General features: G+C 45.7%; 25 protein-coding genes. 10 read left to right on the forward strand and 15 right to left on the reverse strand.

Going from position 1 to position 26,964, the window contains the following annotated elements; genetic code table 11:
* The 7 genes from fdh3B to AACQ93_RS09620 all read right to left on the reverse strand — a co-directional run bounded on the left by fdh3B (window position 1) and on the right by AACQ93_RS09620 (window position 7,598).
* Entirely contained in the window at window positions 1–612 is a 612-nt protein-coding gene (gene fdh3B / locus AACQ93_RS09590) for a formate dehydrogenase FDH3 subunit beta (protein ID WP_007470486.1), read from the reverse strand.
* Window positions 613–624: 12 nt separating this feature from the next.
* Complete coding sequence (locus tag AACQ93_RS09595) at window positions 625–3,480, reverse strand: formate dehydrogenase subunit alpha (protein WP_064604540.1); 2,856 nt, start codon at window positions 3,478–3,480, stop codon at window positions 625–627.
* Window positions 3,481–3,493: 13 nt separating this feature from the next.
* Window positions 3,494–3,694, reverse strand: a complete 201-nt coding sequence (locus AACQ93_RS09600) for a formate dehydrogenase (protein ID WP_007470482.1) — start codon at window positions 3,692–3,694, stop codon at window positions 3,494–3,496.
* A 115-nt stretch (window positions 3,695–3,809) separates the two neighbouring features.
* Complete coding sequence (locus AACQ93_RS09605; RefSeq protein ID WP_007470479.1) at window positions 3,810–4,412, reverse strand: TorD/DmsD family molecular chaperone; 603 nt, start codon at window positions 4,410–4,412, stop codon at window positions 3,810–3,812.
* 10 nt (window positions 4,413–4,422) lie between these two features.
* A complete protein-coding gene (locus tag AACQ93_RS09610) occupies window positions 4,423–6,093 on the reverse strand; it encodes a 4Fe-4S dicluster domain-containing protein (RefSeq protein ID WP_064604542.1) in 1,671 nt (556 codons plus the stop codon).
* Between the two features lie 373 nt (window positions 6,094–6,466).
* Window positions 6,467–7,141 (reverse strand): DUF3306 domain-containing protein, encoded by a 675-nt coding sequence (locus AACQ93_RS09615; RefSeq protein ID WP_064604544.1) that lies wholly within the window; start codon window positions 7,139–7,141, stop codon window positions 6,467–6,469.
* Window positions 7,131–7,598, reverse strand: coding sequence for a DUF3305 domain-containing protein (locus AACQ93_RS09620; protein ID WP_007470473.1), 468 nt, complete (start codon window positions 7,596–7,598; stop codon window positions 7,131–7,133). Before AACQ93_RS09620 ends, AACQ93_RS09615 begins: the two co-directional genes overlap by 11 nt.
* 258 nt (window positions 7,599–7,856) lie before the next feature.
* Here AACQ93_RS09620 and fdhD point away from each other — a divergent pair, with 258 nt between their 5' ends.
* The 8 genes from fdhD (at window position 7,857) to pbpG (ending at window position 16,575) form a co-directional block, all read left to right on the forward strand.
* Window positions 7,857–8,699, forward strand: a complete 843-nt coding sequence (gene fdhD / locus AACQ93_RS09625) for a formate dehydrogenase accessory sulfurtransferase FdhD (RefSeq protein WP_007470472.1) — start codon at window positions 7,857–7,859, stop codon at window positions 8,697–8,699.
* Window positions 8,699–9,613: a helix-turn-helix transcriptional regulator gene (locus AACQ93_RS09630; protein ID WP_007470470.1), complete on the forward strand. Its 915-nt coding sequence runs from the start codon at window positions 8,699–8,701 to the stop codon at window positions 9,611–9,613. Before fdhD ends, AACQ93_RS09630 begins: the two co-directional genes overlap by 1 nt.
* A 367-nt stretch (window positions 9,614–9,980) precedes the next feature.
* On the forward strand, window positions 9,981–10,418 hold the full coding sequence (gene tnpA, locus AACQ93_RS09635; protein WP_064604546.1) for an IS200/IS605 family transposase: 438 nt from the start codon (window positions 9,981–9,983) through the stop codon (window positions 10,416–10,418).
* A gap of 531 nt (window positions 10,419–10,949) precedes the next feature.
* Window positions 10,950–12,941, forward strand: a complete 1,992-nt coding sequence (locus tag AACQ93_RS09640; RefSeq protein WP_064604548.1) for an SDR family oxidoreductase — start codon at window positions 10,950–10,952, stop codon at window positions 12,939–12,941.
* A gap of 9 nt (window positions 12,942–12,950) precedes the next feature.
* Entirely contained in the window at window positions 12,951–13,460 is a 510-nt protein-coding gene (locus AACQ93_RS09645; RefSeq protein ID WP_007470466.1) for a DUF2505 domain-containing protein, read from the forward strand.
* Window positions 13,461–13,573: 113 nt separating this feature from the next.
* Window positions 13,574–14,206 carry a TetR/AcrR family transcriptional regulator gene (locus AACQ93_RS09650; protein ID WP_064604550.1) on the forward strand — a complete coding sequence of 211 codons (633 nt, stop codon included), beginning with the start codon at window positions 13,574–13,576 and terminating at the stop codon, window positions 14,204–14,206.
* 255 nt (window positions 14,207–14,461) lie between these two features.
* Window positions 14,462–15,421 (forward strand): hypothetical protein, encoded by a 960-nt coding sequence (locus AACQ93_RS09655; RefSeq protein WP_064604552.1) that lies wholly within the window; start codon window positions 14,462–14,464, stop codon window positions 15,419–15,421.
* A gap of 257 nt (window positions 15,422–15,678) precedes the next feature.
* Window positions 15,679–16,575: a D-alanyl-D-alanine endopeptidase gene (pbpG, locus tag AACQ93_RS09660; protein ID WP_157097548.1), complete on the forward strand. Its 897-nt coding sequence runs from the start codon at window positions 15,679–15,681 to the stop codon at window positions 16,573–16,575.
* Window positions 16,576–16,626: 51 nt separating this feature from the next.
* Here the strand turns inward: pbpG and AACQ93_RS09665 are convergent, their stop codons facing one another.
* From AACQ93_RS09665 to AACQ93_RS09685, 5 genes are all read right to left on the reverse strand, one after another.
* Window positions 16,627–17,526 carry an alpha/beta hydrolase gene (locus tag AACQ93_RS09665; protein ID WP_232323304.1) on the reverse strand — a complete coding sequence of 300 codons (900 nt, stop codon included), beginning with the start codon at window positions 17,524–17,526 and terminating at the stop codon, window positions 16,627–16,629.
* Between the two features lie 358 nt (window positions 17,527–17,884).
* Entirely contained in the window at window positions 17,885–18,244 is a 360-nt protein-coding gene (locus tag AACQ93_RS09670; RefSeq protein ID WP_007470450.1) for a phasin family protein, read from the reverse strand.
* Between the two features lie 125 nt (window positions 18,245–18,369).
* Complete coding sequence (locus tag AACQ93_RS09675; RefSeq protein ID WP_064604560.1) at window positions 18,370–18,945, reverse strand: phasin-related domain-containing protein; 576 nt, start codon at window positions 18,943–18,945, stop codon at window positions 18,370–18,372.
* Between the two features lie 251 nt (window positions 18,946–19,196).
* On the reverse strand, window positions 19,197–19,478 hold the full coding sequence (locus tag AACQ93_RS09680; protein ID WP_036801462.1) for a polyhydroxyalkanoic acid system family protein: 282 nt from the start codon (window positions 19,476–19,478) through the stop codon (window positions 19,197–19,199).
* 108 nt (window positions 19,479–19,586) lie between these two features.
* Window positions 19,587–20,111: a lecithin retinol acyltransferase family protein gene (locus AACQ93_RS09685; protein ID WP_198160117.1), complete on the reverse strand. Its 525-nt coding sequence runs from the start codon at window positions 20,109–20,111 to the stop codon at window positions 19,587–19,589.
* 300 nt (window positions 20,112–20,411) lie between these two features.
* On the opposite strand from AACQ93_RS09685, the gene AACQ93_RS09690 reads away from it, so the two are divergent.
* Entirely contained in the window at window positions 20,412–21,629 is a 1,218-nt protein-coding gene (locus tag AACQ93_RS09690) for a transglycosylase SLT domain-containing protein (protein WP_064604562.1), read from the forward strand.
* On the opposite strand, the gene AACQ93_RS09695 is transcribed toward AACQ93_RS09690, so the two are convergent.
* The 3 genes from AACQ93_RS09695 to AACQ93_RS09705 all read right to left on the reverse strand — a co-directional run bounded on the left by AACQ93_RS09695 (window position 21,574) and on the right by AACQ93_RS09705 (window position 25,859).
* Window positions 21,574–21,930, reverse strand: coding sequence for a hypothetical protein (locus tag AACQ93_RS09695; RefSeq protein ID WP_157097549.1), 357 nt, complete (start codon window positions 21,928–21,930; stop codon window positions 21,574–21,576). The two genes, AACQ93_RS09690 and AACQ93_RS09695, sit on opposite strands and share 56 nt — an antisense overlap.
* 403 nt (window positions 21,931–22,333) lie before the next feature.
* Window positions 22,334–24,370 carry a sensor histidine kinase gene (locus AACQ93_RS09700; RefSeq protein ID WP_198160118.1) on the reverse strand — a complete coding sequence of 679 codons (2,037 nt, stop codon included), beginning with the start codon at window positions 24,368–24,370 and terminating at the stop codon, window positions 22,334–22,336.
* A gap of 16 nt (window positions 24,371–24,386) precedes the next feature.
* Window positions 24,387–25,859, reverse strand: coding sequence for a sigma-54-dependent transcriptional regulator (locus tag AACQ93_RS09705; RefSeq protein WP_007470438.1), 1,473 nt, complete (start codon window positions 25,857–25,859; stop codon window positions 24,387–24,389).
* A 295-nt stretch (window positions 25,860–26,154) separates the two neighbouring features.
* Between AACQ93_RS09705 and AACQ93_RS09710 the strand changes: the two genes are divergently transcribed.
* Window positions 26,155–26,961 (forward strand): substrate-binding domain-containing protein, encoded by an 807-nt coding sequence (locus AACQ93_RS09710; RefSeq protein ID WP_064604566.1) that lies wholly within the window; start codon window positions 26,155–26,157, stop codon window positions 26,959–26,961.
* Window positions 26,962–26,964 lie beyond the last annotated feature (3 nt).

Here is a 26,964-nt window from a genome sequence, read left to right on the forward strand (position 1 = left end):
TTACGCTTTGCGTACTTTGCCTGCATCCAGTGCTTCAGACATAGCCCAACCAGCTTCTTTAGCACCACGGGTTACCACACGCTCGCGGTAGATAGCAGAGATTTTCTCTGCATCACCTGCCAGCAGTGCTTTAGTCGAACACAAAGATGCACACATCGGCAGCTTGCCTTCAGCAATACGGTTAGCACCGTATTTCTGCTTCTCTTCCAGAGAACCAGGCTCAACACCCGGACCACCGGAACAGAAAGTACATTTGTCCATCTTACCGCGCTCAGCGAACGCACCATGTTTAGGGAACTGAGGTGCACCAAACGGACAGGCAAACAGGCAATAACCACAACCGATACACAGGTCTTTGTTATGGCGAACAATGCCGTCTTCAGTCTGCTCGAAACAGTCTGCAGGACAAACCGCCATACACGGAGCATCTGTACAGTGCATACAAGCAACTGAGATTGACGTTTCACCCGGCTCGCCATCGTTCAGGGTTACAACGCGGCGGCGCTGGATGCCCCACTCAAGAGCATCATCGTTTTCGTTTTTACAGGCTGTCACACAACCGTTGCATTCGATACAACGCTTAGAGTCACAAAGAAATTTCATACGTGCCATCAGAATGACTCCTTACGCTTTAGAGATCTTACAAAGGGTTACTTTAGTTTCCTGCATCTGGGTAACAGGATCGTAGCCGTACGTAGTAGCGATGTTTGCTGATTCGCCGGTTACATACGGAGCACTGCCTTCTGGGTATCTGTCGCGCAGGTCTTCACCCTGGAACTTACCGCCGAAGTGGAACGGAATGAATGCCAGACCAGGCTTAACGCGGCGAGTTACCATCGCCTTAACGTGGATGCGACCCTTCTCGGCACCTTCAACCCACACCATGTCGCCGTCTTTGAAGCCAAGATCGTTCGCATCTTTCGGGTTCACCTCAACAAACATTTCCTGCTGAAGTTCTGCCAGCCACGGGTTCGAACGGGTTTCTTCACCACCACCTTCGTACTCAACCAGTCGGCCTGAAGTCAGGATGATCGGGTATTCGCCGGATACATCTTTCTCCTGGATAGACTTGTACAGCGTTGGCAGACGGAATTTAGATTCGCTGTCATCCCATGTCGGGTAATCTGTTACAAGGTCACGTCGTGGTGTGTAAAGTGGTTCACGGTGCAGAGGTACGGCATCCGGGAATGTCCATACTTTGGCACGAGCTTTTGCGTTACCGTAAGGAATACAGCCATGCTTGATTGCAACACGCTGGATACCGCCAGAAAGGTCGGTCTTCCAGTTCTTACCTTCAGCCGCTGCTTTTTCTTCTTCAGTCAGGTCATCCCACCAACCAAGCTGTTTCAGCAGCTTGTCAGAAAATTCCGGATAGCCGTCTTCCAGCTCACAACCAAGTGAGTAGCTATCTTCTGCCAGCAGGCTTTCACCTTGGTACTGAACACCGAAACGCGCACGGAAGTTACCGCCACCCTGAGCAACAGGCTTCGATGTATCGTAAAGAATGTGGGTACCCGGGTGTTTCATCTCAGGTGTACCCCAACATGGCCAAGGCAGACCGTAAGTTTCACCGCTTACTTCACCGCCTTCTGCTTCAAGCGTTGTACGGTTGAAAGTGTGCCAGTTACGCTGGTGCGCTTTGATACGCTCAGGGCTCTGACCTGTGTAACCGATAGTCCACATACCTTTGTTAAATTCACGGGTAATGTCTTCGATTACTGGCTGGCTGTTTTCAACGTTGATGTGCTTAAACAGCTTATCAGCAAAGCCCAGACGCTTAGTCAGCAGGTACATGATTTCGTGGTCAGGTTTAGATTCGAACAGAGGCTCGATAACCTGGTCACGCCACTGGATCGAACGGTTAGTTGCCGTTACAGAACCGGTAGTTTCAAACTGAGTTGATGCAGGCAGCAGGTACACGTCATCGGTACGGCCGTTCATTACAGACGCTACGCCTGGGTATGGGTCAACAATAACCATCATATCCAGTTTGCCCATTGCTTTGCGCATTTCTGGACCACGAGTCTGCGAGTTAACCGCGTGACCCCAGTAGAACATGGCTCGAATGTTATCGTTCTGCTCGATGTTAGCCTTGTCTTCCAATACGCCGTCGATCCAGCGAGAAACAGGAATACCAGCGTTGTTCATCGGCTTCTTACCGCGGTAATCTGCCTGGTCAAAACGACCTTTCAACCATTCGTAATCAACATCCCATACGCGAGACCAGTGTTTCCATGCACCTTCAGACAAGCCGTAGTAGCCAGGCAGGTTGTCAGAAAGAACGCCGAAGTCTGTTGCACCCTGTACGTTATCGTGACCACGGAAGATGTTTGCACCACCGCCCGCTTTACCCATGTTGCCCAGAGCAAGCTCAAGAATACAGTAAGCACGAGTGTTGTTGTTACCAGTGGTGTGCTGAGTACCACCCATACACCAAACAACACAGCCCGGACGGTTTTCAGACAGCAGTTTCGCAGTCTGGTAAACCTCTGCTTCAGGCACACCGGTTACGCGCTCAACTTCTGCAGGGGTCCATTTCGCCACTTCAGCGCGAACTTCATCCATACCCCAAACGCGTTGACGGATAAACTCTTTGTCTTCCCAGCCGTTTTTGAAGATGTGGTACAACACACCCCAGATGAAAGCAACGTCAGAACCCGGGCGCAGAGATACATAGTGATCAGATTTCGCCGCAGTACGGGTACGACGCGGGTCAGCAACAACGATCTTACAGTTGTTCTTCTCTTTCGCGATCAGGATGTGCTGCATTGCTACCGGGTGTGCTTCAGCGGCGTTCGAACCGATGAACAGCATCGACTTACAGTTGTGCATGTCATTCAGCGAGTTCGTCATCGCACCGTAACCCCAGGTGTTTGCTACACCGGCAACCGTGGTTGAGTGACAGATACGCGCCTGATGGTCAACGTTGTTGGTACCCCACATAGATACCATTTTACGGAACAGGTAAGCCTGCTCGTTGTTGTGTTTTGCTGAACCCAGCCAGTAAACGGAATCCGGGCCGGACTCTTCACGGATTTTCAGTGCTTTCTTACTGATTTCGTCCAGAGCCTGTTCCCAGCTCAGTTTCTTCCACTTGCCGTTAACAAGCTTCATTGGGTATTTCACACGGCGCTCACCATGGCCGTGTTCACGCAGCGCAGCACCTTTAGCACAGTGTCCACCGGCATTAATAGGGTGGTCAAAAGCGGGTTCTTGCCCGGTCCAGACACCTTCCTGTACTTCAGCGTAAATACCACAGCCCACAGAACAGTGAGAACAGATAGTACGCTTGATTTCTACAGGCGCTTCAGGGTCAACAGTTTTTGCTTCTGCTTTTTTCATCATGCCCGGTGCAAACATGCCTGCACCAGCAATACCACCAGCCGCAGCCAGTGAAGAGTTACGGATGAAGGAACGACGAGAAATACCTAGCTGGTTTTCGTCCTTGCTCACTTTGTCGGAACGTTTAGTCAGTTTCATTTATTGCTCCGCCTTACAAGGTTTCGTAGTAATCACGAATATGCTGAGTTTCGCGATAGCCGGTTGTTTTAGTCTCTTTTTTATTTTCTGGCTTATCACCTGCCGCATTGGCAACAGTCGTTGTGCCAGCAGCAACAGCGCCAGCAGCCATAGTCAGACCAATGTTTTTCAACAGTTGGCGACGGCCTTCATTGGGTTTCTTTTGCTCACTCATTAAAGCTTGCTCCGTTATCGTTATTCTGTAAGTGGCTACAACAGCCACCAGCAAGAAATCGATTATTTTGTTTTTCTATAGTTACGTCGTAACAAAAAGCGATTGAAAACAAAGATTACTTTGCTTCAAGGAAACGCGTTTTCTCTACGGTTAAAAATTGCAGTGCCAGCTCGCCGACGGCACAGTAGAACACTGCACTTTCAGCCGCTTTCACATCGGCAAAGAACTTCTCAAACCAAGGGGCGATATGGCGGTTGAAGAATGTCTTCTGGAAGTGCTCTTGTCCCTCTTCCACCAGCATTGCCATCACTTCAAGCAGTGCAGCAATATGATCTTCCGGTTCTTTCACCGATTCATCCCGCTGGAAACCAAGCACAGCCAGATCACGTCGCAGATGAGCCAGAGGCATTTCCATCAGAGACCCTGTCAGATACCAGGAGCCAAATGGCACCACGTCACCACGACCAATGCCGATAAACAGATCCTGATATTCTTCTTCAAGGGCGATAAGATTTGCCTTCTGCGCAGCCAGCTTAAGCAGCGGCCAGGCAGCAGCCATCTCGTTGGTTTGATGCTGAGTGTCTTCGACATCCAGTTCTGCCAGCCAGTTGATGGCATTCTCATCCGGAGCTTTACGCAGCAGATGTGCCAGCATGGAGTAGATCTCGACGCGAAGTTGTGATTGTTCGTGTTGCTGATTCACCGTTACCTGTTCCATTTTCTGCTCCTTACACTCTTAGCTGGCTTTCTGGATCGTTTTCGATTTTCGAAAACACATCTCGTACACGGCAGTCTTCACACATAGCCAGACGACGAATAGCATCGCCCTGGAAATGAGAGTGACCTTGTAACTTCTCAGTCAGCATTTTCACCATAGATGCAGGGGCAAATGGTTTTCCACAACTTGTACAGCAAGCCGCCTCTTCTTCATGAATAACGCGAACTTCCTGACGTGTTGCCTTATCCCAGTTAAGGCCAGGTTTCATGGCAATGACTTTTTCAGGACATGCCTTTTCACACATACCGCACTGAACACAATCCTGTTCAATGAACAAAAGTCCCGGACGATCACCTACCGCATGCAGAGCACGAGTCGGACAAACCGCAACACAGCTCATGCATAACGTACAATCAGATGACTGGCATTCAACCGAACCATAAGGTGCATCAGCAGGCAGTTCAGAATGTGCAGGCTTTTGACCGGCTGCGTCATAAAGCATTTCCAGAACAGCAAAAAGCTTTTCGCGCTTAGCACCTTCAATACGCTTAGCTTTAGAAAGTAGAGGCGCATCAAATGCCTGGAAAGATTCAGCATCAGCAAAGTTAAATAACGTAATGCGGTCAGCTTCATAACCCAGTTCGCTCAGGAAAGTTTGGGCAATAGTCAGTTCTTCAGATAGAACACGATCAATCGTGGCAGGAATATATGCCGTATTTGTTGCCAGAAGCACCTGATGGGCACCATAAGCAAGTGCACTAAACCAGGTATCAACACCTACCGTTGCCAATTCTTCCAATGCAACAGGAATGACTGTTGTCGGAAGTTTAGTCAGCGTATCGGCCAGGGTTTTCTCGTCACGGTTACCGTAAAACAGAAGTGTCGGAGTCTCTCCGCCCTCTTCCTGGTAACGAGTCAGTAAACGATGAACAAAGTGCTGAGTATTGTCAGGATCCGGCAATGCGTATGTAATGGCTTCTGTAGGGCATGCCATCGCACAAGTACCAACGCCCTGACAAAGGTATGGATTGATTTCAATTGCATGACCATTACTGGACAAAGCTCCGGCAGGACATGCATCAACACAACGGTCACAACCACTTACACCACGTGATGAGTGCGCACATTTGTCCGGATTCAGGCGGAAATATTTAGGCTTATCGAATGTTCCCAGCATAGCCGGAAGTTCTTCAATAACACGAGCCAGTTTCCCTTTGCCTGCACCTACACGGTAATAACCGGGAGCCGGAATTTCTGTTGCAACCACCCCATCTGCTGTCATATCAACAATCAGATCAAAGCAATCACGGCCAATGGCCACTTTTGCCAAATTTGCGGTGGTATCAGTAAGTGCGCCTTCAACACGACAAGTTACTTCAAAAGCACCAAGGTAACCTTTCACAGCCACCTCTTTGCTGAAGTACAGATTTTCAGCCTTTTCTGTCTCTGCTTTTTCTGTAGCCAAAAGCGTGACTGAATTCAGTTCTGAAAACTGGCTTGCCGCCGTTGTAATTGTTTCCTGCTCACCAATGATCAGTAGGTTGCCACGGCTTTCGTAAGAAACCGTAGGCGGGATCAAGTTAGACAACTCAACCGTACCGTTAATCGCGGCCTGGCGAGCTTGTCCGTTCTTGTCTGAAAACAGGTTGTCAGAAAACGCTTCTAGTGTACTTTTTAACATTATTATTCCTGTCTACTCGTCACCGTCAGTCAGTGCCGATCGAAGTCCTGCTTTTATATGGAAAAATTCCGAACAGGTATCTTCTTACTCTTTATAAGAGCAATAACCGAACCAACTTTTCACGGAATAAAATGACCCAAAAGGAACCAAAATCGGGAGGAGACAGTTTGGCCTCTTACTGGTGGGACATTTTGTCTCAAACAAATATTCCCACTGCGCCAAAATGTCCCGGGCTTTAATAAGGTTATTTTTCCCTTTTTGTCCCAACCCGATTTTTGATGGGTTATCTGCTCCGGCTGACTGCTTTTTTTTTAGGATTTGCTCTGGTACAGAGTGCTTAGCTTCGGTTTACACATTCATCTTGCTCGGCAATCTAAACATCTTTCACAGGTTGCTCTTCCTGTGTTTTTTCCGATGTTTCACCCTCAGCCGAGGTAGGGAAAGATTTCTGCGTCTTTGAAGCAAAAGCTTCTTTTTCTATCAATTGGTTAGGGTCAAAATGGATATCAATATAATCAAGTTCAGTCTGTTCTGCTGACTCCACTGATTCCGTTTCCTCACCTTCTTGCTCAAGATCATTAACAACTTCATCCATCCAGTTACGAAGCTGTTTGGTAACACTGGAATCTAACGGGGTCAGATTGGAGTAATCTCCCGTACAATCATCCATGTCACTGATATAATTAAATTCTTCTGATTGAAATAACTTACGTAATGCAGCTTTTTTTACTGACTTTTCAACATCAGACTTCATGAAAGAAGCAACGCCGGTTTCGTAACTTACGTCATCAACATCTTCCAACGTCGGAGCGGTATGCCCACTTTCATCATCCGGGGCAGAATCATCAGAAATTTGGTTAACTGCAGCTGATGTTTGAACTGCTGCCTGCTCAGAAAAATCAGCCACTTCCTTTGAATTAGCAGCTTCATTTGAAGCTTCAGCATTCAGGTGTTGATCTGCCACCTTTTCTTGCAGAGCCTCCTGTTTAAGTTCCTCTCGGGCGGCTAACTTTCTGCTGGACCAACGCTGGAAAAAATTAGTTGCCACTGGATCGCCCTTTCTTTCCTTTACCGCCGCGTTTACGACGACATTCAATCAGCTCACCATGTCGACCAATGAAAGCTTCCATCCAGGCCTGAACCTGAAGCGGGATCTGGATATGCAGAACCTGATAATCCCCGTCCATATAACTACTTGCGACACTCTGCGCAGCCGTTACCAGTAAAGGAGAGAGCTGTTCATTGTCTTCTTCACAAACAAAGAATAAATGCGGGTCCTGAGAGCTCAGGTTAAAGCGGTATTCAGTTCGCTCGTCACGGTAAAGCTCAAGCGGGAGCAGGTATCCGTCATCAGACTGAACAACATCGTCTTTCTTGTCTTCGTCATACAGGCATACATCCTCTACAGACCAGGCAAGTGTCGTCCAACGACCAATTTGTTTCTCTTCAGAGACCAGTCGAAATGCTATCGGCCATACGGATTCATCTTTACGTAGTTCTGGCACACTCACTCCTTACTCTTAGCTCGTTTACCCTCGAATAAGGCGGTTAAAGCAAATATCAGACCAACTTAATTCCACTCTGGAATTTTTGCTGTTTACGACAAAATATCCCTACAAATTTAATAAGAACTTAATAAGAACTTAATAAGAACTTAATAAGAACTGGAACGATGTTTGCTTATATGCCATGTTACAAACATAGTTTCATGCGATACGCATTCTCGAGCATAGACTCATGAACAGATTCAGCAGGAATCTCTGATGACCCAATTGCCAAAAATCATTAAAACCAAATCTTCCGTCGATCAGACCATGACCGTTCAGGTGATGGATGAGTACGGCGATATGATGGAAAAAGAAATCGCCTGCGAGCATCCTCTGACTGTCTACCTGAACTGGGTAGAAGTTGTCACTCTGATGACACTGGGTGAGCGCCCTGCCGCATTAGTACTTGGCTATTTAAAGAACCAGGGCTTTATCGAAGATCTTGATGCCATCGAATCACTGATCATTGATTGGGATACCAATTCCGCCGCCGTTGTTACGCGGGAAAATACAGACGGGCTGGAAAAGAAACTCAGCAAGAAAACCGTTACGTCCGGTTGTGGTCAGGGAACCATGTACGGCAATGTAATGAAAAAACTTGAAGGCGTTACCCTGCCCCAGCCTCGTGTCACACAATCCAGTTTATACGGCCTTCTTGAAGCGCTGACACATCATAACGCTACCTATAAAGCCGCCGGTGCGATTCACGGCTGTGCCGTTTGCCGCGGAACCAAAATCCTCTCTTTTGTTGAAGATGTAGGTCGCCACAATGCTGTCGACACGCTGGCTGGTGAAATGTGGCTACAAGACGAAAAAGGTGAAGACAAGATTTTCTATACCACAGGTCGCCTGACTTCAGAGATGGTAATTAAAGTCGCCCAGATGGGGATCCCTGTGCTGCTGTCACGTTCAGGTGCAACTCAGATGGGTTATGAACTGGCGCAAAAGCTGGGGATTACCATGATTGCCCGCGCCAAAGGCCATCGATTCCAGGTATATAACGGCCAGGACAATCTGACCCTAGATGTAAAAGGCGAAAACGCCGGAGGTAATGAATAATGTCCACCAGCTTTCCTGAATTCATGAACGCCAAACTGGTGGCGGAATACCTCGATCTTAACGAAAAGAAAGTCTACGCCCTTGCTAACGACGGTGTGTTACCGGCAACCAAAGTCACAGGCAAATGGCTGTTCCCTAAAGCGATGTTAGATCAATGGCTTCTAGAGTCCTGTCATAACGGCGTACTGAACGATCGGCTGTTAATTGCAGGTTCCGATGACCCGTTGCTGCAAATGATTGTCGGCAAGATGGCTAACCAGTTGGGTAGCACTGCACTTGTCGGCTATACCTCTACCGGTACACGACAAGGCTTGTCAATGCTGAGCAAAGGCCATGTAGATGTGTGTGCGATTCACTGGGGCCATGCCGATGAAGCACCATTACGTCACCCGGCTCTGATTCAACAGTATCCTGGACATAAAAACTGGGTACTGATCCATGCCTTTGAGCGCCAACAGGGTTTGGTAGTGAGCCATGAGATCGCCGAATGCGTTAACAACCGTTCGCTGAGCCCGCATGAATTACTGGCTTCCCGCTGGCGCTGGGCACTTCGTCAGGAAGGTGCTGGCAGTATGCGTGCGCTTGAGGAATGGCTTCATGGTCATGCTTTCAACATCGATATGCTGACTAAGGCCGATGTATGTAACAGTGAGCGAGAGCTTGCGTCTTGTATCGCCCGCGGTCAGGCTGATGTCGGTTGTGCCAGCCAGAGTACCGCAGGTGAATTCGGCCTGGGCTTTATTCCGATTTGTCGCGAAGCATTTGAACTGGTTATTCCGAAGAATATCTACTTCCGCACCCTGCAGCAGCAATTGCTACAGGCGCTGGCCGATCCTGAAGTTCAGGCCAAAGGTGATCAGCTCGGCGGTTACAACTTCGAGCGAACTGGAACTCAGGTCTGGAGCGCGAACTAAACGTTTCTGACGTCTCTTACTCCTTGCTAAAAACATACGTCACGTAGCTACAGGCAAGGTAAGTAATCAAAACACTCAAGCGAGAAGGTCACTCCTTCTCGCTTTTTTATTTCTCTTTTTCCGTAGTTTTAAGAACTCTCCACAAACTGATAGCAAAAACAACAAACCATCTTGATATCGCCTCGGAGCAAATCCATCATTTTATGTGGTTGAATTCAAAAAAATCCAGCAATGCCATCATTTTTAATTGTCATCCCTAAACCACCGCCTATGGCGGTGGTGATTGCTCCTAGGGGCTATTGCCCGTAGAAGTGCCCATGTTAGAAGAAAAACTCTTATTCACCACAAGTAAGAGGGATCAACTAACATGGGCGATTATCGAAGTTCATCACATGTTTACTGGCGTTGTAAATATCATATTGTTTGGACGCCCAAATACCGATTTAAGATTTTGAAAGGGAATGTAGGTAAAGAGCTTTATCGTTCAGTATACATTCTCTGCAACATGAAGGATTGCGAGGTTTTGGAGCTAAATATCCAGCCTGATCATGTTCATCTTGTTGCGATAATCCCTCCAAAGGTATCGATTTCAACTTTGATGGGTGTATTGAAAGGCCGAACGGCAATACGGCTTTTTAATAAATTTCCGCACATCAGAAAGAAGTTATGGGGAAATCATTTTTGGGCGAGAGGATACTTTGTCGACACCGTTGGAGTTAATGAAGAAATCATTAGAAGATATGTGAGGCATCAAGACAAAAAAGAGCTTGAGCATGAGCAACAGTTAGAGTTGTTAAAGAATTAACAGCGTCGTCGCCCCCTTTTAGGGGGCTGATATTAAAACCGCCTTCTAAGAAGGCGGATTTTTATTTCAGGGCATCATCTGCTCTCACACAAAAACAAAAACCGCCTCTGCTGCCATAAATAACAGACAGCGAACATTGTCGGCCAATTCACCATGTTTTAGTTCCAGTCTCTATATTCACTGAAGCAATATTATTAATGCCGTTTTTCTATTGATAGGAAACATATAAAAAGCTTCAGCCATAACAGTAAATATCAGACAAAAAAACATAAGTAATACAAATAGTTGGTGCTTCAGAGTTTGAATTTAGATATGTCGACAGAAACGTCAATTACAAATCTAATAAGCCAAAATGTGAGCAAATGCTCTAATTTTTGCAATTCCCTTTAGGAATCTTGATCTAGTCCAGATTTTTACGTGATTTACTTTGAGGTTTTGTGCCACTAGGTGCACACTGAGGCTCGGTCATCCGACCAGTATAACTACATTACTCTGTCTTCAAATAAATTATAAATCGCGTAAGGAGTGGTCATGAATTCTTTCATTACCGGCGCAACAGGATTTATCGGTTCCAATTTTATCAGACGTCTGGCAAAACGACCTGGGGATATCTATGTTCTTTCGTTCAGTGAAGCGGACGATCAGAGACTCCTAGAGCTGATTGAAAAATACGAACTTCCACGCAACAAGTTCCACACGTTCCGTGGTTCCATCACGGAAGCAAACCTCAACCTGTCTGCTGACGACATCAAGTCACTGACAGGCAAAATCACTAACTTCTTCCACTTTGCAGCGATCTACGATCTGGAAGCTGACGAAGAAGCGATGATGCGTGCCAATATTGACGGCACAGAACACACACTACGACTGGCTGAACGGATTAACGCCGGTTGCTTCCACTACATTAGTTCTATTGCGGTTGCAGGTCAGTACCGAGGCTGGTTCCGCGAGGACATGCTCAACGAAGCAACAGGCCTTGAAAACGCCTACTTCGCTACCAAACACAACGCTGAAAAGCTGGTGCAGGAAACAGCAACCATTCCATGGCGTGCTTACCGTCCTGGTATTGTTATCGGTGATTCCCAAACTGGTGCAGCCGATCGTATCGACGGCCCTTACTACTTCTTCAAGATTATTCAGCGCCTGCGTCGCTCACTGCCTGAGTGGACTCCGCTTCTTGGCCTTGAAGGTGGCCGCCTGAACCTGGTTCCGGTTGATTACGTGGCCGACACCATCGACCACATTGCTCATAAAGGTGAGCTGGACAACAAATGCTTCCACATCGTTGACCCGGATCCATACCGTGCCGGTGAAGTTATCAACATGATTGCCGAAGCAGGCCACGCGCCACGCATGGCGATGCGCTTAGACATGCGCCTGTTCCGCATGATCCCGAACAACTTCTGGCAACAGCTTGGCCACCTGCCGGTTCTGCGCAATGTTATTGATGCTCTGAGCCAGGAAATGCGCATCCCTAAAGATGCAGTGAAGATGTTTAACTATCCGACTCAGTTCGATTGCTCGAATACGCTGAACGCGTTGTCTGACAGTAACATCAGCTGCCCTCGCCTTCCAGATTACGTTAACAATATCTGGGACTACTGGGAGCGTAACCTGGATCCATCCCTGCACGTTGAGCGCACTCTGAAAGGTACCGTAAAAGGTAAAGTGATCGCACTTACAGGTGCTTCTTCCGGTATCGGTTATACCACTGCTCTTAAACTGGCAGAAACCGGTGCAACTCTGGTTCTTATCGCCCGTAACCTTGACCGTCTGCAAGAAGTTCGTAATGAAGTTGAACGTCGCGGCGGTAACGCATTTATTTACCAATGCGACCTGAGCAAAGATGAAGAAGCTCAGCAGACTCTGGAAGAGATCAAGCAGCGACATGGTAAGGTCGATATCCTAATCAACAACGCTGGTCGCTCTATCCGTCGTTCCGTCATGCACTCTGTTGAGCGCCTGCACGACTACGAACGTACTATGCAGCTGAACTACTTCGGCTCACTGCGAATGATTCTGGGCTTGCTACCTAATATGGTTGAAGATCACTCCGGCCATATCATCAATATTTCCTCTATTGCAGTATTGACTAACCAGCCTCGTTTCTCTGCTTACGCAGCGTCTAAGTCTGCCCTTGATTCATTTACCCGCACTGCAGCTACTGAGCTTTGCACACAGGGCATTAACTTCACCACTATCAACATGCCGCTGGTCGAAACACCTATGATTGCCGACCACTATCGCAATGCTGAAGGTGGTATTCCGCTTCTGACTTCCGATGAAGCTGCCGACCTAATCGTGAAAGCGATTATCGAGAAGCCAAAACGTATCGCAAACCGCCTAGGCCTATTTGCCGCCTTTATTCATGGCGCTTACCCGAAACTGGGCGAACTAATCATGAATGCCGGCTTCAGCATCTCGCCAGAAACCGATGGCCAGGAACACAAAACTGATCCTAGCAAACAAGGTTCTGCCGAAGCCAAGGCGTTAACCAGCATCATGCGCGAAATTCATATGTAAGGTAACACTATGCAAATAACCGCAATTCACGATTATAAGGAAGATCTGGATACCATCCTGCGCTATTTCAGCGAAGATGACCTGATTGTAGATAAGTACAAAGCGCTCGGTGCCAGAAACATTCGTGTCAATAGTATTGAAGAAACTGACGATGGTTTCACTATCGAAACTCAGCGTGAAGTACCGGCGAATGTACCTGCTATGCTGAAAAGCCTGCTGGGTAGCTATAACACCGTGAAGCAAAAAGAAACCTGGCACTGGCAGGAAAATGAACAACTGCTGTGTCACATGAAGGTGGAAATCATCGGTGTACCGGCCACTATCTCCGGCCAGATGATGTTTAGCGAACCTAATGAAACCGGTATCCGCACTCAGAATAATGTGTCTGTTACCGTTAAGTCATCTGTACCTCTGATCGGTAGCACACTTGTATCTTTCATCTGTGACGATATTAAGAGCCAGATGCAGGCAGAATACGATTTCCTTCGTGAAAAACTGCCGCACCTTGTTACTGAGTAATCGTCTAACAAGTTAACGGGAGAAGTAGCTGTTCACCTAAGCAACGCTTTTTATGGCCACTTGCATTTAAAACAGCGTGTTCAGCTACCTTTCCGGAACACAAGGAAGAGACAATGAAAACCCGTGACAGGATTTTAAGAGTCAGCCTGGACCTGTTTAACCGCGACGGAATCGCGCAGGTCAGCACCCTGATCATTGCAACAGAAATGGGGATAAGCCCGGGTAACCTTTACTACCATTTCAGGGGTAAAGATGAAATCGTTGCGACGCTTATCTCCGAGCTTCAAAACTCGTTGACCACTATCAGCAATGAGTACCCTAAACAGGTCAAAGATTTCGATGACTACTGGCCATTTATGCACACCATAATGGCGCTGTTTACTCATTACCGTTTCTTGTTCAGGAACCTTGATACGCTCAACAGCCAGAGTCCTCAGATCAAACGTAAAATCCGTACTTTGATCCTGAAACTCCGAACATTGAGCAATGATATGCTGGCTCACCTTATCAGCCTGGGCAAACTGAAGTGTGACGACAACAGCCTGCCTCTGCTGGCCGATAATTTGCTGCTTGTAAGCCTGAACTGGCTGAATTATCAGACCCTGCTTGATGACAAGTACAGTGAAACGGACTTGATCCGTGCCGGTGTATTGCGCCTGATTTCTATGGTCGAGCCGTACCTGACCGAATCAGCAGAATCACCTTTCTATACGCATCAGGATTTGCTGGACGAACTGGTTAACTAACAACCATATAAGTGACGTTCAACCCTCTCTATAACGCCATGCAGAAGCATGGCGTTATTTTTATTTGATTTCAGTCCCATGTTGAAGCTCAAAAGTTTGATAAATGTATGATTTTTTGAGTCTAAAAAAACAAAAAGCATGACATTTATTCGAAATGGTTATTAAACTGACAGCCTAGTTATAGATGTGTTGATTATAAAAACCAATTAACCACATCTGAGATTCATGCGAATCACGTCAAAGGTTATCCGTCCCATGTTCAAACGCGCTATTCTTGTTGCTTCTGTTCTCGCCTCTTTTTCAGGTCACGCAACCTCACTGTTAACAGAGACTGAAGCCGAGCAAGTAAAACAAATCAGAGCTCAATACAGCAATACCACCGAATTAAAAGAGCTGGCTAAAGTCAACAGCGGTATTTTTACCCTTAGTTCAGAAAACGAAAAACTTAAGGCCACCATCCTTCGGGAACAACAGCTCTATCACGAGTATCAGCTGAAACTCAGCAAAGAGATGCTATCCGGCACAGAAGAGAAAACTGACTTCTACTTTGATGCCATGAAGAAGTCTTCAAAGCGCATCAAGCAAAGCCAGAAAAAAATCCAGCATAATCAGGAACAACTCCGCCTGCACAATAATAAAATTGCACTTTTAAACGAATCATTACGAGAATCCAAAGAGATTTACAACAACAAGCTTTCTTCGCTGAAAGACAATGTGGTAACCCGCCTCAAAAAAGAATTTGCCAACCCGCTGCCAATGGCAATCTCAGGCAAGATCCAGTGTTCTCCCTATCAGTCAATTCGCGCGTGTTTTGAGAATAAGCAAACAACATCAAAACTGATCAATAAAGCCATTGAAGATCACTTCGGTCAGCTTTCTATTACCAGCAGTAACAACAATTTCCAGGTAAAGTCTGCTTTGATGGATTATGACGGTAACGTTGACTACCATGCCAGCTTTAACCTGTTCGTTCAGTACAATGAAAATATAGAAGCTCAGATCGTAAAAGAGATTGGTGTGGAATCATTTAATATCCACCTGCTAAGTAACAAAGCGGCAAGCTTTTATATCGATGGGCAACCAGTCGGAACCGGCAGCGATGTCAGTGTCAAATTAGCCAAAGGTAAATATGCGATTCTGGCAAAATTTGATGGTGACCAGGAATCAACCATTCAGGATATATCGACGCCAGTCAGCCTGACATATAACTTCTGACTTATCTGAGTGTGCCTCTAAATGATTCAGTCATAACAAAATGACCAGGGCACACTCTGATCCTCTATCTTAATACGCAGCTTCATTCTCAGAATTCAGACAATACCAACACCTGAGCTAGCTAACATCACCATTTGGGGCTTATAGCTCACTTCCCCTGTCATCTTTGCACAATCATCACTTGCACTATTTACTAATTGAGGGAATTATTAGCTAATCGAAATGAAGTATTCATCATAAAATGCCAAGGAGTCACTGTGGGCAAAGCTATCATGCTGATTTTTTATTTAATTTTGACCGGAACATCGAACTTTGTATCAGCAAAAACCTCGCAGCTCGATCCGAAGAAAATTGAAACAGCATCAGTCAGCACATATGTCACTGATCTTAAATCCGGCAAGACTCTTTTCAAAAAAAATGCCGACCTGATTATGCCAATTGCATCCCTGACTAAACTGATGACAGCAATGGTGGTATTGGATTCAAAACTATCGCTTAAAGAAAGAATCACCTTTGAGCCCAGCGACAAAGAGCGTATCTATAACGGCTATTCCCGGATCAGAATGGATTCACAGTTAAGCCGTGGAGAAACCATTCGAATTGCACTCATGTCATCTGAGAACCTGGCATCTGCTGCTCTGGCCAGAAGCTATCCGGGAGGCTACGATGCCTTCGTTAAGGCAATGAACCAAAAAGCCCGGTCTCTAGGCATGAAGAACACACGCTTTGTTGACAGCTCGGGACTGAGCCCGGATAACGTCTCTACCGCGGCTGATATCGCCCAAATGGTCAAAGCCGCTTATAAGTATCCTCAGATTCGCAAATACAGCACAACCTCTGTACACACAGCTTATTTCAAAAAGCCAAGATATAAGCTTGCCTACACCAATACTAACGCTCTGGTTCGGGGTAAAAAGTGGAAAGTTGGCTTAAGCAAAACCGGTTATCTGGATGTTGCCGGACGCTGTCTGGCAATGATCGCTAACGTCGATGGTAAAAAACTAGTCATGGTGATGCTGGACGCGTATGGCAAACTAACCCCAATCGGCGATGCCGGTCGAATCAAAAAATGGATTCAGACCGGCAAAAGCGGAAAAGTGTCAGATTCTGCCCGGCATTACCAGCGACAGAAGCTTTCTGAACTTACAAAATAACCAGTAATTAAAAATCCGTATCGCAAGTGGAGCTTTCCCTAAAAAATAAAATCAGCTAGCTTCTTTATGTTCAGGCTTTACTTCTGCTTTTGCTTCTTTGTATTTTTCCTGAACAAAACTCGCCATCAGCTTTATCGCATCTCTGGCTTCGCTTAACTGGTAAAACAACGGGTACACATGCGGTACCCCTTTTACCACATGAAGCGTGATATCCCCGTCAGCATCGCCTATCTTTTCAGCTAATCGAATTGAATCATCCATCAACAGTTCTTCTGTCCCCGCGGTAAGAAACATGGGCGGAAGATCATGAAGTTGTGCGTAATAAGGCGAAATATCAGGATCACAGGGATTCTGCGTACCAATGTAGTTATTACGCATCAACAACAGCGTACTCAAATCGAAAAATGGATCATCCTTACACTTCTTGAAAGCAGACTCACCCGTTACGGCCATATCCGTAACTGGCGAAATCATAATTGCAGCCGCCGGCATTGGAAGATTAGCATCGCGTAGCCTAAGTAAGGTTGTCAGGGTAAGATTTCCACCAGCAGAGTCACCGGCAAGAATAATTTGGTTGGGGTGATAACCGTGCATCAACAATGCCCGATACACAGCAAAACATTCGTTTGGTGCTGCTGGATACGGATGTTCAGGAGCCAGGCTGTAATTAACCATCAAACCGCGTGATTTGGTAGCATTCGCCAGGCGGGCCAGAAAGGCATTATGAATACGGGGGCTACTGAAACAAAAACCGCCACCGTGAAAATAAACAATAATCTTATTACCACTACTATGTGGCATATCAATCCAGTCACAAGGGGTGTCAGCAAACTTAGTCGGGGTTACTTCCATTCCCCGTGGAGCACTGATTAAGGCGCCATAGCTATCAATACTTAAAATCAAATCACGCATCTCGTCAGTAGTGTTACAACCGGCGAGTCGCTGTCGCATGATTCGAAACAAAACCTTGTTAAAAGCCCTATTGCGCCAACTATCCATAAACGCCACCTTTATTACAATTCAGTAACAAATGTAGGATTAAAAAGCCCGTTTGGTCAATACATGGCGGTAAAACATCACAAAATTTCCGAAATATTACGCCTAGTTCAACGGTTTTTTATGCAGTTTGGTATTTTCTTGGCGACCATATATAACAAAGTTGCAACATAGCAATGAAAAAAGGTGCGCGTGCATGGCCCACGCGCAACCTAAAAGGTTAACCACCTACAGACTGGGAAAGGCAGTTAGACCTAAAACAGGGTTACTTTATCGTCTGGCTGGCTTTATGAACGTAACCCCGAACTGGCAGTTACTCTGCTTCTGCCAATTTCTCTACCGCAGCTGTGAGCTTGTCGATTTTCTCGTCCATACGCTCAAGCTTCTCACGGTCAACTCCGCTGAGACGGTAGAACAAATCATTCATGCCTGCCTCAACTTCATCTGTTGCTTTCTCTGCATTCTTGCCAATGCATTCTTTAGCCTGAATTTCGACTTCTTTACCACGTTCAACAAGTTCGTCGAACATTTGGTTAGTTTTCTCGTTAATTTGCTGTGCTTCATCAAGGCTGCGGCTGTACAGACCCAAACCAGCAAGCCAGATGTTGCGTGCAATACCTTCACCGCTTTCTACGACGTTTTTAGCCGCTTTAACTACTGTGTTATCGCTCATAATTTTATCCCCCCGCGTTAATACGCTGGATTACATAAAGTCTATTGATAGGTATCAGGTCTTATTCATCTGATACCTGACCGTTATGCCGTTACCGGCTAAGTTCAATCAGTAGCTTGCATCAACTACTGGCTTTTTTGATCAGCCTTTTCAGTTACTGGCTTTGCTGCTGCAGGCTCAGTTTTTGGAACTGGTTTTGCCGCTACAGGTGCTGCCTTAGCTGCTGGCTCTTTCTTTTCAGCTGGTGTTGCTGCTTTTGGTGCCGGCTTACGGCGAGCAACATTTGCTTTTCTGGCACGAGGTGCTGGTTTTTCAGCTTTCTTTTCAGCTGGTTTAGCTACTTGCTGACGTTCAACAAGAGCTTCAATGCTTGCAGTCAGGTGATCAATCTTGTCATCGACACGATCCAAACGTTCGTTATCAATACCGATCAACTTCTGAACCATGTTGTGTACGCGTTCTTCAATAGCAACTGAAGTGTGGCTACGCGCAGTATGTACACGTTCTTTAGTTTTTGACTCAACCGCACGACCACGCTCGATCAACTCGTCAAATAAGCTCTTGCCTTTATCAGACAATTGATTAACTTCATCTGCACTTTTTGCATAAGCGCCCAAACCAGCTAACCAGATGTTGTAGACCATAGCGTCACGAATCTGCTCTTTTTTAGATTCTTCCGCAGTCTGTTTAAAGATGCCCATGAGTGTGTCCTCCTAATATCTGAGACAACTTGTCAGCCAGTGGGTATTGCCTGACTGCTTGACTTAAGATTAAGAATTTCAATTAGAATGTTCTCCCTAAAACAAGGATTTATCGTGGACTTGATCAAATATTTTCGATTTAGCAGACGGGCTGGAAGGAAGGTCACAAGAGGATATAAAAAGAGCCTCTTTCAAGGCTCTTTTTAATTCAAATCTGATCTATTAAGGCCGAAGCGACCAATCTAAATGAATCAGTTGGGTAATAACAGCTGATCCAACCGTTCTGATATGTGGCTTTCTATCGTGGGGGCGAACAAACTTGCAGCAAAGCCCAATAACCTGAGCTCAATGGTGATCTTTCCTTCATCTGACTGCAAAAAACCCTTTGCTGAAGCATGATTAATCATCAGTTTGTTTTCCTGCCATGCCCATGTCAGTCCATATTCCTGTTCAAGCTCTCCGGCGATCTGCTCTGACAGCGTGGTGATCTTATCCATAGGAAAGTCATGATTACGTTCAATTAAAATAGTCACAGAAAAACTCGCTCGAATTAGTGCATTTACTCAATTACTTATTATTAACATACGTGCATAATATGAATTTTTCTGTGCCGAAGATCCAATTGTTCACAATTCATTAAGTCATAACATATTCAATTTTCTCAGCACCTGAGAAACATACATGGAGCTTTTCACTACTGCCCTGGCTCCTGTTGCCGCCCCCCCATAAGGAGAGCGCTCAGACGGAGACATCAACGCGCCCAGTAACATCCCTATCCCTGCCATTTTCATTGTTGGTTGTTCACCTCTAACGACCATATAGCTGCCTGTCAACGTCACCAGAAGCTTCTGAAACTGGGTACACTCAACATCAAGGCCGTGAGCTTCGCGAACAAACTGCTCACAATTCTGGTTAAACAGGTTATAAGGCCGTCCGATATGTTTTTTTGCATAATGAAAGGCCCGTCTTGGATTCTCACTGGTTATGGAACTGACCACTATCTCCCTTCCTTCAGTAAAATCATCCAAAGAATCAATTTGAACTCGAAGTCTTTTCTTCGAATTATGAATAACACCGCCTTCACCATCAGAGATGCCGTAATGCCAGTAAGTACTACAGCGAATTTTCAATACTGTACCCACCGGATAAATAGAATCAGACATCATTACTGCTCCTGCTTGTATATCAAACGACAACCGCGAGAACGCTATTAATAACCTTCACAACAGTAAGCTTAAGTCTAATACAAGCACAGGAAACACTTGACCAAATCAGTAAATGAACCCTGTCTCAATCTTTAGATTTAACCTTTCTCATCATTTGGATCGAGAAGCAAATTTTAGATAAAAACACTTCGTTGTATTTTTATGCTGCTATAAATATAAGATGGCTTTAATTTTTTTGATTAACGCATTTTTCCAGTGGTGTCGTGACTAATAACAAGAATTTATCCTCGAGTTGCTACTATGAAGTTAAAGTTAATCCTGCTTACCTCTTTCTTAATGGCTGGTTGCCAGGGACTCAATGATGTCATTATCCCTCCGACGATTGAGTCAGAACTGATAATGAACATTGATAATTTCCCGGAAAACATTGTCAGTCAATGTATTATCAGCAAAAAAATGCAGGAAGGCAGCTATGTTGCTACCGGAGGGCCACTTCAGACAACCGAAGAAAAAAGCAGGAAAGTAGCAAAAAATATTGAGGCAGACCTTTGGAAGGTTTTAGGCCATTCTTTTTCGTTAAGAGTCCCGCCCAATAAACAGGTTATGTACTATAAGAACTGGTACCTAAGCAACCAATACCATATTGATACAGTTACTGAACGTGCCCGGCCATTCCTGTTCTATATCTATGAGCAGGTGAAGAAGCGCGATATGCCTATTGAAATAGCATTACTGCCCTTTGTTGAAAGCTCATTTGATCAATTCGCTTATTCTCACCGCGGAGCTGCCGGGCTGTGGCAAATTACTGAACCAACAGCTAAAACATTTGGTTTGGAATTTTTAGCCGGCTATGATGGACGCAGGGATATCATATCTTCAACTGAAGCCGCTTTAGATCTACTTGAATATCTGTACGAACGATTTGACGAAAACTGGTTACATGCTCTGGCTGCTTACAACACAGGTGAGGCAAGAGTCAGAAATGCCATTAAAGAAAACCGTTCTCAAGGTGAACCAACTGATTTTTGGGCACTAAAACTTCCAACAGAAACACAATTATACGTACCTAAACTTCTGGCAATGACTAACCTGGTTAAGTACAGAAACAAATATAAGCTGGATCTGACACCGATTTCAGCAGAGCCTGTTGTTACCGAAGTCATTATTAACGAAAAGGTAAATCTTGATATCATCGCACAACATGCTGGTATCAACAGTGACGAACTATATGCTCTCAATCCTGCTTATACTAATGGCTATACTTTTGCCCAAAGGGATAACCGAATATTAATTCCAAGTAAAACCAAAGACATGTTCTACAAAAATAAGGATAGCAGTGTCTACGTTAAACAAAAATTCACGATTCACCACATTCGGATTGGTGAATCTCTTAGTGAACTTGCTTCCTTAAACAATACTTCCGTTTCTATGATTAAAAGCGTGAATAATTTATCCGATTCAATCATTTTTGCCGGGCAAGAGCTGTTGATTCCAACTCTCCAGGTAGATAATCGGTAATAGCGTCTGTTTCGATATTTTTGAGAGCATGTGAACCATTAACCAAAAGGCTTTGTACTGAATCTTCTAATTTAGCCAAAAATTCAAGATCGGATTCATTATGTGAAAGTGAAAGACCAATCAAAATCCCTGCGAGCAAACAAACCGGTGCCATTAGTCCCCGAATTGTTATTAGACTACAAATTGACAAGACAGATATTAAAGTTGCGAGATAGATATTCCCTGGCATATCCAGATAAAAAGCAATATACAATGCTATAAATTGCAGCAAAACACCTATAGCCAGAACCGTCAATTTCATAAATGTCACCACTCTCCTTTTTTCATAATTATAGACATCAGTTTTTAATAGGTACGATTTTATTATGGATATTAACAAGTTCCGAACTCTCAGCTGGCTAGAGCCCTTTTTCTCAGTAGTGAAAATCCTGTTCTATACTGAAGTAGATAATAAAAACGGCCTATTCTGCTCATAAAGGAGAATTATATGCAACACGATGAAATGATAATCCCGAATCGCATGGGTATTATACGGCGGACAGCACTATTTTCTTTAACTTGTATGTTTGTCGGTTTAATTTTCATGGGTACATAATGCAAAAAAATTACTCATAAAATAATATTCTGCTAGCAGAAATAATAAAGGCATGATCCAGTCATGCCTTTATTATTTATTAGATTGTAAATCTTCAACTGTCAGCAGTTCATAATTCTACAGCCAGTTCAAGTTTATCATCTGTTATTGCCTTTTCTGGCAAATAAACAGAAAATGTTGCTCCTTCACCCGGCTCAGACTCAACACATATTTCTCCGCCAATCTGGCTGATTATGCTCTGGCTGACTGACAACCCAAGTCCTGTACCGCTACGCCGCGTGGTATAGAAAGGGTCAAAAATCCTGTCGATATTTTCCTTGCTGATACCACAACCGTGATCTTTGATATGTACCACAGCACCAATCGGTTCACCTTGCTCACCCAGCCAGTCTTCTGACTTCACTTCGAGCAATCCCTGACCGTCCATAGCATGGACACCATTCATCTGAAGGTTCACCAGAACCTGTAAAAGCTGGTGACGGTTTACTTCAACACAGCACCTTGCATTCAGGCTGACTTCGATCTCAATCGCCTTCTTCTTAATACCAGGACGAACCAAAGTCAGACTCTCTTCAACAATCGGGTTTAAATGCTGCCATGTCACTTCATCCTGTACCCCACCCTGGCGGCTATATTGCAAGAGACTGCGGGTAATATTCCGAATACGGTCAATTTGCTGGTGGATAGCTTCCAGCTCTTCCTTAACCCTTTCAGCATCGTCTTCAAGTTCGAACTGTAACAACTCGACATTACCCAGAATGACTGCTGTCGGGTTGTTAATTTCATGAGCAATACCTGCAGTCAGTTCACCAAGCGCAGCCAGTTTTTCACTGGTTACCAGCTTGCTGCGAGCCTGATTCAGCAGCTTAATATGCTGCTCAAGTTCCTCGGTTTTTTCGTGAAGGCTCTGAGTGCGCTCCTTCACTTTATCTTCCAACTCCAGTGAAGCCTGTTTGATCTCTTCATTTCGCAATTGCAACAAATCGAGCATGCTATCAAACTGCCGGCCAAGGATTTCCAACTCATGGTCTTCGACCAAATCCAGCTCACCAATTCGACAATCTTCCCCCATCTGTACGGATTTGACGACATGGTGAATTTTTTCAATCGGCAAGAACAAATCACGGGCACCACGGTAAACCACAATACCGGAAACCAACAAAACAAATACAATGCCAAAGCCCAACTCAACCAGATTGGTCAGGTAGATCCGAATCAGCGGCCACTCCAGATAACCGGTATACAACATTCCGATAGTATCGCCGTTGTGATCTTTGAGCGGCTCATAACCGGAAACATACCAAGCATCATAAACAAATGCCCGGCCGAACCAGGTTTCTCCCTTCTCCAGAACGGCCTGTCTTACTTCCTCTGAAACCCGGGTCCCAATCGCACGACCATTCAGCCTTTCACTGTCGAGTGGAACGTTGGTACTGACACGAACATCGTCCATAAACAGAGTAACAGTACCAATACTGCCTTCTGGTAACGTATCAGCCGCATAAACCAAATCACGGATTCTATCCACCAAGGTGGTACTGTTGTTCAGCAACATACCGCCGTCGATAATCCATTGCAGATTATTATCTTCATTAAAAATCGGGATCAGACTACGGCTAACCAGTCCTTTAGTCTCGATTGCGCCCTCTTGCAACAGAGGTATTTGCGCCCGTGCAGGTAAATCTGCATGTAAATCTTCCAGCTCAGGAGCACTCAGTCGCTGGAAAAATGTTTGTTCTTCACCTTGCAGTAATAAATGGCGGTTTGATTTAGGGAACTCCCCCAGAGCTGATGCCGGATGAAGCACAACAAAGTCAAGATCATAACGACGAGCCTGGCGACCTACCCAGTCTATAAGTGCGGCTTCATCATTTCTCATTAAATACTGAAAATCATATGACTCTGTCAGCGATGTCAGGCGCATACGTTGCTGCTTTTGCAACAGCACCATACTGTGATGAGAAACGGCAAGGTCAGCACGCACATTCTTCAGTGCGTTCTGCCAGGTGTACATAAATGTCCAGTACATTGTTAGTGCTATCAGCACCAGCAGCGTAATAAAAATAGGGGTAGAGGTCAGAAGCAAAAGTCGATATCGCACCATAGTGCGAAACCGCCTAATCCACATCGCCAAAAATGTTTTCATCGTCTGTGTTTCCTAATCAGGCGTCTTCTTCTGACCACTCTTTAAACTTACGCTCAAGCGTTTTACGGGCTACACCAAGCTGGCGTGCTGCCGCTGATTTATTGCCCTCGTTGCTGTCGACAACCTGCATGATGTGGGCTTTCTCAACCTCTTTCAGCGTCCAGTCGCTCGGATAACAGAAGGTTTCATTCCCTTCGAAGCTGGTACAAGTACAAGGACGTTTATCATCTGCACTTTCATTCGCGGCAGCATTCTCATCCTCAAGAACAGGTTCTGCTTCAATATCCGCAACCGAATATGCCGGAATATCCCCCGCCAGTTCACGCCAGTATTCAGCTGGTGGCTTACCCAGTAACAAGCAGCGCTCCATCATATTTCGCAGTTCACGGATATTACCCGGCCAATCATAGGCTTGCATGGAGCTAATATCTTCATGTGTCCAACTGACCGGCTTCACACCCAAATCTTTTGCCAGCTGCTGAGTAAAGTGGTGAGCCAGTGCCGGAATATCTTCCTGGCGATCACGCAATGCAGGCAGTTCTATAGTCAATACGTTTAAGCGGTAATATAAATCGCGACGGAAACGGCCTTCTTCGACTTCCTGCTTCAGGTTTCGATTAGTTGCAGCCACAATCCGTACATCAACAGGAACTTCGCGCTCTGCACCAACCGGACGAATCGCCTTCTGCTCCAGTGCCCGCAACAGCGATGACTGCATAGACAGCGGCATTTCACCGATTTCATCCAGGAACAGCGTGCCATTGTTTGCTACCCGAAACAGACCTTCACGCCCTTTCTTCGCGCCGGTAAAAGCCCCTGAAACATGACCGAACAGTTCGCTTTCCAGCAGATCTGGTGCAATTGCACCACAGTTCAACGGCACAAACGGGCCATTTCGTTTACTTAACTGGTGAAGCGCACGGGCAACCAATTCTTTACCCGTACCGGATTCGCCTTCAACCAAAACCGCAGCCAGCGATGGTGCCACCTGAGAAATCATCTTCTTCATCATCAGGGTACGCGGCGCATCGCCGATAATATCTACCGGATGACTACGCTCAACATCACGCTGCAATGCAAATTTCTGACGCTCAACTAACCGCCTTTCCATGCAACGGTTTACCGACTGCATCATTTGATCAAGGTTGAAAGGTTTTAGAATGAAGTCTGAAGCACCCGCACGCAGTGCCTTGATTGCCGTCTCAAGATCAGCGTATCCGGTCATGAAAATCACGTCACTACGGCGTGTCGATGGATCAAAAGCTTCATGCCACTCAATACCTGAGCGGCCAGGCAGGTTGATATCTACGATCAATAAGTCAAAATGGCAGCGCTTGCGAAGCTCTTCGGCTTCTTCCACGCTACCAGCGGTATCGACCTGGGCAAACTTCTTTCCAAGGGCTTTTTTAAGAATTGCGCGCATGCCCGGTTCGTCATCAACGACGAGAACCGACATCGCAGACCAGGTAGAGGCTGCAGTTTCAGACATAACATTATTTTTATTAAGGGAATGAGTGCGACATTTTGTCTCACCGCATAGATTAATGTCAAAGCCGTTTATCATCGATTCCGGGCTGACATCATGACAACCCACTCAAATTTGTTTTAAATCATTAGGTTACTGATAGCTCTCGCGATAAAATATTGTCACACAAGCAACCTGGCATTCGATTTGCTAAGGGAACCGCTTATAACGGACGGGTAAGACTCCTCAGCGATAAGCCTCAAACTTTACGCTAGTTACCCGCTGAACTAATTCATTAACGGTTAAGTCAGGAAGACCAATGAAATTTCTAAAAACAACTTTTGTGATTCTGGCCCTTGCTTCTGCGAGCGCAGTTCAAGCCGCTGAAAACATGACCATCCGTCTGGCAACAACAACCAGTACCTATCATTCAGGTCTGCTTGACTACTTGCTGCCTGAGTTCAAGAAAGACACTGGCTACAGTGTTGACGTTCTGGCTGCTGGCACAGGTAAATCCCTGCGCATGGGTCAAAACGGCGATGTTGACCTGGTGATGACTCACGCACCTAAGGCTGAAGCCAAGTTCGTAGAGAACGGCTACGGCGTGCTTCCTCGTAAACTGATGCACAACGACTTTGTGATCGTTGGTCCTAAGAGCGACCCGGCTAAAATCGAAGGCGACAAAGATGTTGCTGATGCAATGACGAAAATTGCATCTTACAGCGTGACTTTCGTTTCTCGTGGTGATGACTCCGGTACTCACAAGAAAGAACTGAACCTGTGGGCTCAAACTAAGATGGAACCAAACTTCGGCGGCTACAAAGCAGTTGGTCAGGGCATGGGTCCGACACTGAACATGGCCTCTGAGCTTCAGGGCTACACTATGACAGACCGTGGTACTTGGCTGGCATACCAAAACAAGCTAGACCTTGCCATCATGGTTCAGGGTGACGAGCGTCTGTTCAACCCGTACCAGGTTATTCTGGTAAACCCAAGCCGCTACCCGGACATCAACTACCAAGGCGCGAAAACTTTCAGCGACTGGTTGGTAAATCCGAAAGCACAAAAAATGATCAATAACTACAAGCGACACGGTGAACAGCTGTTTGTCGCAGATGCTATCTGATAA

The sequence above is a fragment of the Photobacterium sp. J15 genome (assembly GCF_963870815.1).
GTDB classification, from domain to species: Bacteria; Pseudomonadota; Gammaproteobacteria; order Enterobacterales; family Vibrionaceae; genus Photobacterium; species Photobacterium marinum.

What these genes read in the sequence shown, in the direction of transcription:
- AACQ93_RS09605 (WP_007470479.1), bottom strand. Translation starts at nt 4,412, where the DNA reads ATGGAACAGGTAACGGTGAATCAGCAACACGAACAATCACAACTTCGC.
- AACQ93_RS09655 (WP_064604552.1), top strand. Translation starts at nt 14,462, where the DNA reads ATGTTCAAACGCGCTATTCTTGTTGCTTCTGTTCTCGCCTCTTTTTCA.
- fdh3B (WP_007470486.1), bottom strand. Translation starts at nt 612, where the DNA reads ATGGCACGTATGAAATTTCTTTGTGACTCTAAGCGTTGTATCGAATGC.
- AACQ93_RS09710 (WP_064604566.1), top strand. Translation starts at nt 26,155, where the DNA reads ATGAAATTTCTAAAAACAACTTTTGTGATTCTGGCCCTTGCTTCTGCG.
- AACQ93_RS09600 (WP_007470482.1), bottom strand. Translation starts at nt 3,694, where the DNA reads ATGAGTGAGCAAAAGAAACCCAATGAAGGCCGTCGCCAACTGTTGAAA.
- AACQ93_RS09675 (WP_064604560.1), bottom strand. Translation starts at nt 18,945, where the DNA reads ATGGGCATCTTTAAACAGACTGCGGAAGAATCTAAAAAAGAGCAGATT.
- AACQ93_RS09670 (WP_007470450.1), bottom strand. Translation starts at nt 18,244, where the DNA reads ATGAGCGATAACACAGTAGTTAAAGCGGCTAAAAACGTCGTAGAAAGC.
- AACQ93_RS09630 (WP_007470470.1), top strand. Translation starts at nt 8,699, where the DNA reads ATGTCCACCAGCTTTCCTGAATTCATGAACGCCAAACTGGTGGCGGAA.
- AACQ93_RS09700 (WP_198160118.1), bottom strand. Translation starts at nt 24,370, where the DNA reads ATGAAAACATTTTTGGCGATGTGGATTAGGCGGTTTCGCACTATGGTG.
- tnpA (WP_064604546.1), top strand. Translation starts at nt 9,981, where the DNA reads ATGGGCGATTATCGAAGTTCATCACATGTTTACTGGCGTTGTAAATAT.
- AACQ93_RS09685 (WP_198160117.1), bottom strand. Translation starts at nt 20,111, where the DNA reads ATGATGTCTGATTCTATTTATCCGGTGGGTACAGTATTGAAAATTCGC.
- AACQ93_RS09650 (WP_064604550.1), top strand. Translation starts at nt 13,574, where the DNA reads ATGAAAACCCGTGACAGGATTTTAAGAGTCAGCCTGGACCTGTTTAAC.
- AACQ93_RS09640 (WP_064604548.1), top strand. Translation starts at nt 10,950, where the DNA reads ATGAATTCTTTCATTACCGGCGCAACAGGATTTATCGGTTCCAATTTT.
- AACQ93_RS09665 (WP_232323304.1), bottom strand. Translation starts at nt 17,526, where the DNA reads ATGCGACAGCGACTCGCCGGTTGTAACACTACTGACGAGATGCGTGAT.
- fdhD (WP_007470472.1), top strand. Translation starts at nt 7,857, where the DNA reads ATGACCCAATTGCCAAAAATCATTAAAACCAAATCTTCCGTCGATCAG.
- AACQ93_RS09705 (WP_007470438.1), bottom strand. Translation starts at nt 25,859, where the DNA reads ATGTCTGAAACTGCAGCCTCTACCTGGTCTGCGATGTCGGTTCTCGTC.
- AACQ93_RS09610 (WP_064604542.1), bottom strand. Translation starts at nt 6,093, where the DNA reads ATGTTAAAAAGTACACTAGAAGCGTTTTCTGACAACCTGTTTTCAGAC.
- AACQ93_RS09695 (WP_157097549.1), bottom strand. Translation starts at nt 21,930, where the DNA reads ATGAAATTGACGGTTCTGGCTATAGGTGTTTTGCTGCAATTTATAGCA.
- AACQ93_RS09645 (WP_007470466.1), top strand. Translation starts at nt 12,951, where the DNA reads ATGCAAATAACCGCAATTCACGATTATAAGGAAGATCTGGATACCATC.
- AACQ93_RS09690 (WP_064604562.1), top strand. Translation starts at nt 20,412, where the DNA reads ATGAAGTTAAAGTTAATCCTGCTTACCTCTTTCTTAATGGCTGGTTGC.
- AACQ93_RS09595 (WP_064604540.1), bottom strand. Translation starts at nt 3,480, where the DNA reads ATGAAACTGACTAAACGTTCCGACAAAGTGAGCAAGGACGAAAACCAG.